This is a genomic window from Taibaiella soli, assembly GCF_003236175.1.
Lineage (GTDB): Bacteria > Bacteroidota > Bacteroidia > Chitinophagales > Chitinophagaceae > QKTW01.
The window spans coordinates 24,072-36,772 of sequence record NZ_QKTW01000014.1; the positions used below are offsets into that span (position 1 = coordinate 24,072).

A 12,701-nucleotide genomic window follows, 5' to 3' on the forward strand; every position below is an offset into this window, starting at 1 on the left:
AAATTGAAGTAGTAAAATAAAAAATGGACCTCATTGAGGTCCATTTTTTATTTCGGTAAGATCGGGATACTAGTGACCTTGCATTTTTGGCTTACCGTTACCAACTGTGTTAGAGTTAGTTCCGTTAGCGTTGTTGTTATTTTGTTGGCCCATTTGTGGTTTGCCGTTGCCAACAGTTGGAGCCGGTGCTGGCGCAACTGGTTGAGTAACAGTAGTTTCTTTTGTAGTGGTAGTTTTGTGTGTAGTAGTTTTGTGCGGTGTAGACGCTGTTGCTTTGTTAGCAGCATTCATAGCTTTAGCCATAGAGTCTGCTTTAGTAACGATTGCCAGAGAATCAGCTGTAGCTTTTGCCTGAGCCTGAATAATGGAATCGTTTTTAGCCTGCATGTCATTCTGCATTTTATCTACGCGTGCATTTACCATAGAGTCAACCTGGCCTTCGTTAGGTGCATTGCTTGGTTGGTTATTATTACATGCCGCTAACAAAAGCAGACCACTTGACAAAAACAGAAGGGATTTTTTCATCTTGATTTTATTTATTGTTTGCAAAAATATGATTCTCCTGAAATACACAGCAAAGAGAATGCCAAGGATTTCGAAGTTTAAATATTTAATTACTTTAAATTAAAATATAGCTTGTTATCAGGGTGCAAATATAAAGAGCACAGTCAAATTTATAAGGATTGAAACAGAAGAAACGCCGGAAAGCTGACCGTAATAAAATATGGTAAAAAATATATAAAAAACTGGCGCTCAAAAATTGCATATCTGCGAAACTTGTGGTTATCTTTGCAGTCCAATCTGAAACAAGGATCGGTAGTTCAGTTGGTTAGAATGCCGCCCTGTCACGGCGGAGGTCGCGGGTTCGAGTCCCGTCCGGTCCGCAAAAGCTTCACAGAAATGTGGGGCTTTTTTGTTTTATGCTCACGCCTAAAAAGAATGTTGTTGCTATATGGGTTCTGTTGAAACTTATTTTAAGCTACGGAAGCAATCATTTCGCTATATTCACGGTTATGTCTGTAAGGCATTTCGTTTGTCTAGCAAAAGGCTATCCATTAATATAAAATTAAAAGAATGTTTCGTTCTATCATAACTGGCAGTGGTGCTTATATCCCCACAGAAATACAAAGTAATCCGGATTTTTTTACGCAGCCTTTTTATAGCAATGGCCTTTTGTTGCCATCATCTTCACATGATATTGTTAGCAAATTCAAGCAAATTACTGGTATTGAGCAGCGGCGTTATGTATCGCAGGACCTCACTGCCGGAGATATCGGTGCAATAGCGGCCCGAAACGCGATATCGGATAGTGGTATTAATCCCGAAGAAATCGATCAGTTGATTGTGGCGCATAACTTTGGCAATGTTGCCGCAGGTGCTATACAATCGAAGGCAGTTCCGTCACTGGCTAGTTCCATCAAGCATCAGTTAGGAATCCGTAATCCCGCATGTGTTGCTTACGACGTATTGTTCGGCTGTCCCGGATGGCTGCAGGGTATTATTCAGGCGGACGCTTTTTTTAAAGCAGGCATTGCTAATAAAGCACTTGTAATTGGGACTGAGACACTTTCCCGTGTTTCTGACCGTTATGATCGCGATAGTATGATCTTTAGCGATGGGGCAGGCGCTGTAGTATTAGAATATAAAGACACTGTTTCAACCGACCGTGGCATATTGTCTGCGAGTGTGCAGACGCATGCGCTGGAAGAAAATGGTTATATCAGCATGGGTAGTTCGGATTTTCCTGATAGTGATCCGCAAGTGCAGTATATCAAAATGAAAGGGCGCAAAGTTTACGAATATGCTTTACTGAACGTACCCGCTGCAATGAAGGACTGTCTTGATAAAAGCGGCGTGCCCATTCAGAATTTGAAAAAGATATTCATTCATCAGGCTAATGAAAAAATGGATGAAGCAATTGTACAGCGCTTCTATCAGTTATATGATCTGCCGGCGCCGGTTGATATTATGCCGATGAGCATTCATTGGTTGGGAAATAGCTCTGTAGCTACCATTCCAACGTTAATTGATCTGGTAAAACAAGGGCAGATGCCGGAGCATAAGTTAGAAGAAGGAGATGTGATTCTTCTTGCATCGGTAGGGGCTGGCATGAATATAAATGCGGTTTGCTATCGTTACTAGCTAAAACCTTAGCCCAGGTGAGTTGTTTGTTTTATGTATTTATTTTAATGACAATGTATTGGATGTGTCAATAAAACAATTTTTAACGCTTCAATTCGCACCACTTCTTTTCCTAAGACCTTTATATTTGCAAGTCTTAAATCACAGGCATGGACAGCGTAGATACTGCCGGAAATGTAGTAACCGAGAAACTTTTAATGAATTTCAAAAATATCAGCGGTGCTTTAGAACCCTTGTTGCAACAAGTCGCTGCTCAAAATGTAAAGAAGACTATCATTCCTGGTAAGGATTATATTCCGGTAACGGGAAAGGTGCTTGATGAAAATGATATTCTTTATGGCGTTGATGCGATGCTGGATGGCTGGCTCACTACCGGTCGTTATGGCGCGCAGTTCGAGAAAGAGTTTGCCCGTTATTTCGGCAGCCGTTTTTCTTTGCTGGTCAACTCTGGTTCTTCAGCTAATCTGGTAGCGTTTTACGCGCTTACTTCGCCTAAACTTGGCGATCGTGCACTGAAGCCAGGCGATGAAGTGATCACAGTAGCTGCGGGTTTTCCGACCACAGTAAATCCAATGGTGCAGTTTGGCTGTATCCCGGTTTTCGTAGACGTTGATATTCCAACTTACAATATCAAAGCCGACCGTATCGAGGCGGCCATTTCTCCAAAGACGAAAGCGATTATGCTGGCGCACACGCTGGGCAATCCTTTCAACCTGGGAGTGGTGATGGAGATTGCGAAGAAATATAATCTTTGGGTGATTGAGGATGATTGTGACTCGCTCGGCGCAACATACCGTGATAAAAAAACTGGTTCTTTCGGAGATCTGGCAACAGTTTCGTTTTATCCGGCGCACCATATTACTATGGGTGAAGGTGGTGCGGTGCTTATCAATAATGCATCCTTGAAAAAGATTGCAGAGAGCTTCCGCGACTGGGGCCGTGATTGCTGGTGCGAGCCTGGTAAAGACAATACCTGTGGTAAACGTTTTGATCAATGTCTGGGAGAGCTGCCTTGCGGTTATGACCATAAATACACGTATTCGCATATTGGATTCAATCTGAAGGTAACCGATATGCAGGCTGCTGTTGGTGTAAGCCAATTGAAAAAAGCAGATGCATTCGTAGAAAAGCGACGCGAGAATTTTGCATTGCTCTATGATAAGATGAAACAGTTTGAAGAACATTTCATTTTGCCAGAAGCTACGCCGGAAAGTAATCCTAGCTGGTTTGGGTTTATGCTCACCGTTCGTGAAAACAGTAAGATAGATCGTAATCAATTGGTGCGTTATCTGGAAGACAACAAGATTGGCACGCGTCTTTTATTTGCCGGAAACCTGATTAAACAACCGGCTTATGCTAATATTGAAAAGCGCATTGCCGGCGATCTGCATAACACGGATATAATCATGAATCGTTCGTTCTGGCTGGGTGTTTGGCCTGGGTTGAATATCGATCACTACGATTATATCGCTGAAAAGATCAACGATTTTATCCGTAAATAATTTTAGAAGAACAATTCATACAACCGCTTTGTGTTTAACGCAAAGCGGTTTTTTTATGCCCGTCTGGTGCTGAAAACGGCTGCTGTATTCGTTTTTTATCATTTCTATATTTAACCGTTAAGCCTCAGGTATTTACTATTTTTTAAATTGATTTAATTTGTATATTTGGTTGAGTGTTATTTATTAGCTAAGAATAATTTATGTAAGTAAAAGACTGGAATGTGTTTCCTGGTTTGGTTTAAGCGGCGAACGAATGTGGTAATTTTTTTTGAATGAAAACGCACCATATGGCTAACCTGAAATCGACTTTACTCTTATTACTGTGCATTCTGATCTCTTCTGAAATTTTTGCACAATGGCCTAAAGATATTCCGTTAAAAAACGGTGGTAAGCTTACTATCTATCAACCAACCGGTGAAGATCTGAAAGGAGATGTGCTTAAAGGTCGCACCGCAATATCTATCAGGAAGGATGCGAATTCGGAACCTGTTTTCGGTGCGATGTGGTTTGATGCGTATGTGCAGATTGATAAGGCTAAACGCATGGCTACGCTCACTGGCGCAAAGGTTACGAATGCTAAGTTTGCCGATAGTGTGAGTGCTGACAATCTAAAAAAGCTCAGCGATCTTATTGCGGCAGAAGTACCCAAATGGGATCTGCAATATCCGCTTGACGAGTTGCTCACTTCTATTAACGAAGAAAAAGAATTGAATGATCCGGATCTTAAAACGGATCCGCCGAAAATTTATTACGCAACCAAAGCAACATCGTTAGTGATTATCGATGGCGAACCGAAAGTTCAGCAGGATAAAGACATGAAGATGGACCGTGTAGTGAACACGCCATTTCTGATTGTGAAAGATCCGAAGGATGGAAAATTTTATTTGTACAACAGTGGTTTCTGGTATAAAGCATCTTCGCCAACCGGTAGTTATGAATACGTGAAAAATCTTCCTTCCACCATAAAAGATTTGGATAAAGTGGTAAAGGAAAATGAACAAAAAAATAAAACAGATACCAAAGCGGAAGACAAACCCCAAAACCCGACAGCGATTATTGTGAGTACCGTTCCTGCTGAATTGGTACAAACTGAAGGGGAGGCTACTTATTCAGTTATTGAAGGTACCAGCCTGTTGTTTGCAAATAATACGCTGGATGATATTTTCAAAAATACCGGGGATCAAAAAACTTATATTCTTATTTCCGGAAGATGGTATAGTGCAGCGGGGTTAAACGGTCCGTGGACATATGTGCCGTCGGATAAATTACCTGCCGATTTTGCGAGAATCCCGAAGGGCACAGAAAAAGATGGTGTGCTGGCAAGTGTGGCAGGAACAGATGAAGCGAAAGATGCCAAAATGGAAGCGCAGATTCCGCAGACTGCGAAAGTAGATCGTAAGAAAGCAACCTGTACGGTTACTTATGATGGTAAACCGAAATTTTCTAAGATTGAAAATACAGATCTCGAATTGGCCGAAAACAGCAGTATTACGGTCATCAAATCGGGCAAAAAATATTATGCGGTGCAGAATGCCGTATGGTTTGTGAGTGATAAACCGGATGGCCCGTGGAAAGTTTCAGATGATCGTCCTGCAGATGTTGATAAGATACCTGCAAGTTGCAGTGCCTACAATACCAAGTACGTTTATGTTTATGACAGTGAGCCTGATTGTGTGTATATGGGCTATACCCCCGGCTATATGGGCTGTTATGTGTATGGACCAACAGTTGTATATGGTACGGGTTGGTATTATCCGCCATGGTATGGTGCTGTGTATTATCCACGGCCTGTAACATTTGGTTTTGGATTTAGTTATAACCCATGGACTGGCTGGAACATGAGCTGGGGGATGAGTTTCAATTTTGGTTGGTGTCGTGTGAGTGTTGGTTTTGGTGGCTATGGTGCCTGGTTTGGTCCGCCGATGTTTTATCCGCCCTATCGTCACTGGGGCTACGCCGGCGGTTTTTATGGGCCTCGCCCGATGCCGTATGGTGCCCGTCCAAACGTAATAGTAAACCGTCCGGTAAATATCAATGGCGATATCAATATTAATGGAGGTAACCGTGACAGAGTGTACAATAATAACGGAACCGGAAATATTTATAATAGACAGAACGGTGTAAATACAAATGACGTGCGCCGAGGAGAGCATACTCGACCTGGCGCTGGTGGCGGCGGAACCGCATCTCAATTGCCTGCGAACGGTACTCGACCTGGTGGTGGTGGCGGAACCGCATCACAATTACCCGCAAATGGCACTAGACCTGGTGCTGGTGGTGGCGGAACTGCATCACAATTACCCGCAAATGGTACTCGACCTGGTGCTGGCGGCGGGGGAACCGCATCTCAATTACCTGCAAATGGAACTGGCGGTGCAGCGCGGCCGTCAACACAACCGGCAAATAATGTAACAACGGACAGGAATGGCAACGTGTATCAACGTGATAATTCCGGTAACTGGCAGCAACGCAACAATGGCAGCTGGCAACCAACAAACCAACAAAATACACAGCAACTTAACCGGCAAAATACGAATCAGCAGCGAGGTATGGAGCGGTCTAATAATTTCCAAAACCACGGCGGATATCAGGGTGGCGGCGGCGGCAGATCAATGCCTTCGGGCGGTGGTGGTGGCCGTATGGGCGGCGGTGGCGGCGGTGGTCGTATGGGTGGCGGCAGAAGATAACCATCAAAACAAACTGATTATGAGTACACGTATTTCAGCATTGATGTTACTCTTGGTAATGTGGTGCAATGCGGCGTTTTCGCAAAGTGATAAATGGCTTGGCGAGGGCGGTAGCAAGGAAGAAAGCTACACGAACAACGTAAAGTTGAACATAAGCTCGTGGCTACTCTATAACAAAACATACGTGTTTAGCTATGAGCGACGCATCAATGCCCGGCAAACAGCGGCGATTACTGGTGGTTACATGGAGTTGCCACCGTTGTTAAATATCAACATAAAGGATATCGACATCAGAAAGAATGTATCGCAGTCTGGGTATATGTTTGGTGGTGAGTATCGTTTTTATCTCGCGAAAGAAAATAAATATGCGCCGCCCCATGGGTTGTACATCGGTCCATATGTGACGTACTATAGGTTCGATAATAAACGGAATCTTTCAGTGCGTGACTCTGCGGGTAATCCGCTGGATCTGTCTGTAAAGACCTCTATTACCAATTTTAATATTGGCTTTGAGCTGGGCTATCAGTTTATACTGGCGAAAAGAATTTCGCTCGATTTTATCCTGATTGGTCCGTCGATTGCAAACTATACGGCGAAGTTTAAACTGGACGGGAACATTGATCCGGAAAGCGCACAGTATTACAACCAGGAGCTGGCAGAAGCGTTGATCAATCGTTTTCCGATGCTGAATAAGTTGCTTGAAAATAAAGAAGTGGATGTTTCGGGTAACGGGAATGTCTGGGCACCAGGATTTCGTTACGCGATATTCGTCGGTTACACGTTTGGCAGACGATGAGTAAATGAATGCTGACTATGAAAACGGACAAGAATTTTTATGTGGCAAACGAATGAGTATGGTAAGAAAAAAATGAAGATTCGGATTTGCATACTGACGGTCATAATAATAGGAACAGGCTATATACAGGCAATCGGGCAACAGCGTATCGACAGGCAATTTTGGCAGGATGTGGTATTGGATTATCAGTTAGGGAAGAATCTTTTGGAAACAGAATTGAGTTATCAGACGCTGCTTGCACAAGAAAACAAATGGTACAGTCTGAATATTTCTCCGGCTTACGAACGAAGCATCAATAAGTACTTTGACCTGATATGTGCATTACCGATGTCTTATACAGTGCAAACGGATACGAGTAATTCTTTTGAAATAAGAACAATGCTTGGCGGACGCGTGTATTTCACACCCGGAAAGCGAATAGAAACGAGGTTTACATACCGTTTTGAATATCGTTTCTTTCATGATCAGTCTAGCAGTGAATGGGTAAAGAGTTCACGTTCACGGTTCAGAGCAGAAGTAATTGTGCCGATAAACAGGCCCAATTATTACTCAGATAAAATGCTGTATTGCCTGGGAGATGTGGAGCTCTTTTCAACAGTAGATAAAGATGTAGAGGAACGTTATGCCAATCGTTTCAGAATACGTGTGGGCGCTGGTTACAGGATGTCGTACAATTGGCGTTTCGAGGCAATTTATATGTTGCAGCAATCGCGCAATAATGTAGAGGATGGTTACAATTCGGTTGATAATATTCTCCGGTTGCGGATTAAATGTTATTTCCCGTTTCAGAAGAAAAAAGTAATGAATACGCCCGGTCCGGAAGGTGGTTCGGGATACTAAATAAAAAACGTTTCACTTAAAAATTGATATTATGAAAGCCAGATTACTCATTGCCGCCGTACTGATGTTTTTTGCAAATACCAGTTTTGGTCAGATGCAAACATCAGACCATTCTCATCAGCACCATCCAAGAGGATCGCTCACCATATTTGGGGGTTATACATTTCAGGATAAAGTGAGCTTTAGCAATTCTTACGGTTACATTAAAGAAGCGGCGCACTGGGGTTTGTCAGCCGAATTTTTCATGGACCGTTTGCGCACATTGGAATTGTTGTATCAGCGAATGGATACACATGCGCCGCTTTATGACGGTTATTTCGGCACACAGCTCAATCATGATAATGATAAAGCCGGCTTGAACTATATTATGATCGGTGGTGTAAACTACATTCCTGCGAGCCCTACAGTAATGCCTTATGGTGGTATCAATCTTGGGGTCTGCGTTGTTACGAATAAGGAAGATTATACCGCAACCAAATTCGCTATTGGCGGTAAGCTCGGTGTGAAAATCAAAGCATCACCCGTTGTAGGTATCAAATTGCAAGCGCAATTGCTGAGCGTGGTGCAAGGTGCCGGTGGCGGTTTTTATGTAGGTACCGGTGGTAGTGGTTATGGTGTAAGCACTTATTCTACCGTATTGCAGTTTGGCTTTACAGGCGGTTTAAGTTTTGATTTCTAACAATGATTTCTCAAAAATTTAATAATAATCTTTTATGAAAAAACGCAACTTCATTTTTTGTTTTCTTCTAGCCACTGCATTTGCCATAGGCGCAAAAGCCCAGGATGCAGCAGGTGATGAAGGTGTTACCCGTAAACTTTTTCAGGCGCAACACCGCACCATCGTTTCCGACAACCTTAATCTCACAGCAGCACAATCAGCTCCTTTCTGGAAAATCTACGACGAATACGAAGGGGAGCGAAAAACCATTGGTGAGAAAAAAATCATGCTGCTAAAGAAGTTTGTCGCCAATATCGATAGTAATAATGCGGCCACCGCTGCAGATGTTATTAACGGCACGATCGATAATCAGATGGATTATCTGAAACTGCAGAAGAAATATTTTAAACGCATTAGTAAAGAAGTCAGCCCGATGGTTGCGGCACGATTTATGCAAATTGAGCAGACGATCAATGCGCGCATCAGCTCCGACATTCTTTCGGAATTGCCTCTGGCAGGTAGTACTGGCCAATAGTTAAGTATAAACGGAAGGCGTGTGCGTGCCTTCCGTTTTTTATCCATTCTGTATTTAATCTGTTATGAAGAAAGCGCTACTGTTACTACTGTTGTGTTTATGTGTTCAGAAATCTTACAGCCAGTTTTTAATTGCACTTGTGTTTGGCGATAAGCTTAATAGTGGCCGGGCGGAATTCGGACTTACATTGGCCGCGGGATTGAGCTCTTATACTGGTGGCGTAAGTGCAAATTACAGACCATCGCTTTGTTTTGGCATGTATTTCAGTTATAAGCTGAATGATAAGTTTTCACTTGAGCCCAGATTTTATCCTAAATACAACGGTGGCGCCAATAAGATGACAATCGGGTTGCCAGAAAAATATCAATCCGATGCCTGGGATACAACTTCTGTTAGTCAGAAAATAAATTATTTCGCTTTTACAGCGATGGTAGGATACAAACTTACAGACCATCTGAAAGTGTGTCTCGGTCCACAGGCGATGATGCGCACGTCTATTCTCGACTATTATTCATCTGATGATAAAGGCAGCGAATTAAAGCTGAAAGAAGATGATACACGTACCCGGTTTGATGCCGGAGGGACTATTTCGCTCAATTATCATTTTTCCAAAAATGGTGGTCTGAGTATTACTGCTGAATATTATCAGGGTATGGTGAATATCAACAAGGCTACAGATGCTGCGATGCATAATTCTATTTTTCAGTTTGCCGTAGGTATACCTGTAGGCGCAGGTAAGGCGAAGAAAAAAGCTGCGGCGAAAACGGAAATGACAAATGAAACATCAGATGATTAAATACGTCAGATGTTTAAAATGCTTCCCCAAGTCCGAGATAGATTCCATTAAATGTATTGCTGAATCCGTAGTCAATACAGATATTCGTGTTCGAAAACTTATTGAATTTGAGTCGTAATCCGAAACCACCTGCCGGATGCCAATATGCAAAATCACTTGTATGATATTCGCTTACCGAATGCAAGTTTGAAAAGAGTACCAATCCCAGTAAGCCGTTGTTCGTAATGTCCCTTCTGTATTCTGCCTCAAAATAGAGCAACTGATTGCTGCGGTATCTGTTCTGTTTATATCCACGGCCGGAACGTCCGTAAGAATCCCATCCAATACTCGGCAGATCTAAATAAGGAGCGTCGTTGGCATCTCCGATTATTGCCCAGTAATAAGACCAGAATGCCAGTGTGTTCTGTCGCGTTTTACTAAAGGAGAAATATTTTCTTAAGTCCAGCCAGATTGACTCCCAGTTTTTATCGCTGCCCATCCAGTTCCGGTTGATACGTTCTATTATCGACGCATAGAAGCCGCCTTGCGGGTTAATAAAATTTCTTCTGCCATCATAAGTGAGATTAATAGTAAATCCAGACGAGACGGTACGCGTGTCGATGGTATCGGAGATGTAATTTTCTTTTACCTTAATGTTGTAATGATAGTCCATATTGTAGCCACCTCCGAAATATAGATTATGCTTCAGATTTTTCATTACGTTGACATAAGTTCGGAAATAGTGGTAATCGATCAATGCCGGATTTTCCTGCGGTGAATTCCCTCCTAATCCCCAGCTGTACTGCGGATAGTACATGTAGCGAAGATCTGCCGTGATGCTCCACTGGTTGTCTCTTAAAAATACAGTGCCACGTATCGGAACAATTACTTGCTTGCTAAATGTGAAATAGGGGGTAAAATAAATGCTCGATAAAGAAGTAGTACTCGATGGTCCAAGACGAAAAGCGAGATTGGTAGAGGTAAGTAAAGCTACACCGCCGCCCGGTACATTATTGGCCGCAGGCACCAGCGAAAACTGAACTTTTTTATTGCTGCGATAGTTGGTATCTGCCGGTTTTAGACCTGTGACTTGCCGGAGGACGTCAATCACGTCTTTTTTGCTTCTTGAAAGACTGTCGTTCTCTGCGATGCCCTGCGCGTGTAGTTCTCTGCTCTGTATGTCTCCAAAGCATAACAGTATCAACATCATGGCTAGTCGTGAAGTTTTGATAGTCAAGATAAAAGTTTGATCGGTGGTTAGCGTACGCTTCGTTCAGAAAACTGTAATAAATACATTTGAAATTTACTAAATTTATTAGTGTCACCGCGTAATAAAAGACAGATATGAAAACTATAATCAAAGACTGGAAAAATAGCAGCAAGCTTTATCCGGATGGAAGACTCACTTTATTGTTGGCCGGCATCGCACTTTTGTTGAACGCTTGCAATAGCGGTTCTGCTGCGAATAAAACTGCTGCTGACCGTGACCCGGCAAAATGTATCAATCCGTCTTCTGCCGCTAAAATGATAACGCATCAAGGTGCGGGCGGCGATATGAATTTGCAGGCGAATGCTTCAGGTAAAGATTTTAATATAGTGCTCGATACTGCAAACTGGCCCGCAAAGCCCTGGCCGGAAAATATGGTCTGGATTCCTGGCGGTGATTATATGATGGGTGGAAATGGTGGCGAAGCTCGTCCGGATGAATATCCGGTGCACGAAGTAAAGGTGAATGGCTTTTGGATGGACAAGACAGAAGTGACAATCGGTGCATTTAAGCAATTTGTAAAAGCTACCGGATATACAACGACTGCAGAGCAGAAACCTGAATGGAATCAGTTAAAACAGCAATTGCCACCGGGTACGCCGGAGCCCGATGCAAGCGCCCTGGTGCCGGGCTCTATGGTGTTTACGCCTACTTCAGGACCGGTGCAGTTAAACGATTTTTCACAGTGGTGGCGATATGTGCCGGGTGCAAATTGGCGTCATCCGAACGGGCCAAACAGTGATGTATTTACAACTACTGCTTACGATAATTATCCGGTGACACAAGTGAGCTGGTTTGATGCGATTGCTTATTGTAAATGGGCAGGGAAAAAACTACCAACAGAAGCAGAATGGGAATTTGCAGCACGTGGGGGCTTGAAAAATAAACGATACAGCTGGGGCGATGATGGCCCTTCAAGCCAGAATGTCAAAGCGAATCTTTGGCAGGGTGGTTTTCCTTACCATAATGATAAAGTAGATGGTTTTGATCTGGCGGCACCAGTGAAATCCTTTGTGCCAAATGGTTATGGCTTGTACGAAATTATTGGCAATGTATGGGAATGGTGTAGCGACTGGTATCGGCCGGATACTTATGAGAAAGACAAACAAAGAGGAGTAGTTAGTGACCCCCTCGGTCCGAAGGATAGTTATGATCCTGAAGATCCTTATGCGATCAAACGAGTGATACGTGGTGGTAGTTTTCTTTGCAACGAAAATTATTGTGCGAGTTATCGTCCTGCTGCCCGCATGAAAACCGATCCATACACAGGCGAGAACCATACTGGTTTCAGAGCCGTGATGACGCAGTCGGATTGGAAAGTCAAAAGTCAAAAACATAATTGACAGTTGACAATGGACAATTGACAGTTACTCGTGTAGCGTGCTCGCGTTTGTCATGCTGAGCGGAGTCGAAGGAGTGGGCATAGGTACGATTTTTGTGAGTTGTCAGTTGTGCGTACTCGTATTGTGTCACATCGACGGCAGGAGATGTCCCGCGGA

The 12,701-nt window shown here is 43.2% G+C and carries 11 protein-coding genes and 1 tRNA gene; 10 read left to right on the forward strand and 2 right to left on the reverse strand.

Features of this window, described 5'->3' with window-relative positions; genetic code table 11:
• Window positions 1-69: 69 nt before the first annotated feature.
• Window positions 70-525, reverse strand: a complete 456-nt coding sequence (locus DN068_RS08730; RefSeq protein WP_110998528.1) for a hypothetical protein — start codon at window positions 523-525, stop codon at window positions 70-72.
• Between the two features lie 285 nt (window positions 526-810).
• Between DN068_RS08730 and DN068_RS08735 the strand changes: the two genes are divergently transcribed.
• From DN068_RS08735 to DN068_RS08775, 9 genes are all read left to right on the forward strand, one after another.
• A tRNA-Asp gene (locus DN068_RS08735) sits at window positions 811-884 on the forward strand.
• A 190-nt stretch (window positions 885-1,074) separates the two neighbouring features.
• Window positions 1,075-2,142: a 3-oxoacyl-ACP synthase III family protein gene (locus DN068_RS08740; protein ID WP_110998529.1), complete on the forward strand. Its 1,068-nt coding sequence runs from the start codon at window positions 1,075-1,077 to the stop codon at window positions 2,140-2,142.
• Window positions 2,143-2,291: 149 nt separating this feature from the next.
• Entirely contained in the window at window positions 2,292-3,644 is a 1,353-nt protein-coding gene (gene rfbH, locus DN068_RS08745) for a lipopolysaccharide biosynthesis protein RfbH (RefSeq protein ID WP_207798882.1), read from the forward strand.
• A gap of 272 nt (window positions 3,645-3,916) precedes the next feature.
• On the forward strand, window positions 3,917-6,331 hold the full coding sequence (locus DN068_RS22055; protein ID WP_165836329.1) for a DUF3300 domain-containing protein: 2,415 nt from the start codon (window positions 3,917-3,919) through the stop codon (window positions 6,329-6,331).
• 19 nt (window positions 6,332-6,350) lie between these two features.
• A complete protein-coding gene (locus DN068_RS08755; protein WP_123985287.1) occupies window positions 6,351-7,127 on the forward strand; it encodes a DUF3575 domain-containing protein in 777 nt (258 codons plus the stop codon).
• 72 nt (window positions 7,128-7,199) lie between these two features.
• Window positions 7,200-7,967: a DUF2490 domain-containing protein gene (locus DN068_RS08760; protein ID WP_165836330.1), complete on the forward strand. Its 768-nt coding sequence runs from the start codon at window positions 7,200-7,202 to the stop codon at window positions 7,965-7,967.
• Between the two features lie 31 nt (window positions 7,968-7,998).
• Window positions 7,999-8,646 (forward strand): porin family protein, encoded by a 648-nt coding sequence (locus DN068_RS08765; RefSeq protein WP_110998532.1) that lies wholly within the window; start codon window positions 7,999-8,001, stop codon window positions 8,644-8,646.
• A gap of 34 nt (window positions 8,647-8,680) precedes the next feature.
• A complete protein-coding gene (locus tag DN068_RS08770) occupies window positions 8,681-9,160 on the forward strand; it encodes a hypothetical protein (RefSeq protein ID WP_110998533.1) in 480 nt (159 codons plus the stop codon).
• Window positions 9,161-9,224: 64 nt separating this feature from the next.
• Window positions 9,225-9,956 (forward strand): outer membrane beta-barrel protein, encoded by a 732-nt coding sequence (locus DN068_RS08775; protein WP_110998534.1) that lies wholly within the window; start codon window positions 9,225-9,227, stop codon window positions 9,954-9,956.
• 13 nt (window positions 9,957-9,969) lie between these two features.
• Here the strand turns inward: DN068_RS08775 and DN068_RS08780 are convergent, their stop codons facing one another.
• Window positions 9,970-11,145: a BamA/TamA family outer membrane protein gene (locus DN068_RS08780; protein ID WP_110998535.1), complete on the reverse strand. Its 1,176-nt coding sequence runs from the start codon at window positions 11,143-11,145 to the stop codon at window positions 9,970-9,972.
• A 134-nt stretch (window positions 11,146-11,279) separates the two neighbouring features.
• On the opposite strand from DN068_RS08780, the gene DN068_RS08785 reads away from it, so the two are divergent.
• Window positions 11,280-12,545, forward strand: coding sequence for a formylglycine-generating enzyme family protein (locus tag DN068_RS08785; protein ID WP_165836331.1), 1,266 nt, complete (start codon window positions 11,280-11,282; stop codon window positions 12,543-12,545).
• The last annotated feature ends 156 nt before the right edge of the window (window positions 12,546-12,701 follow it).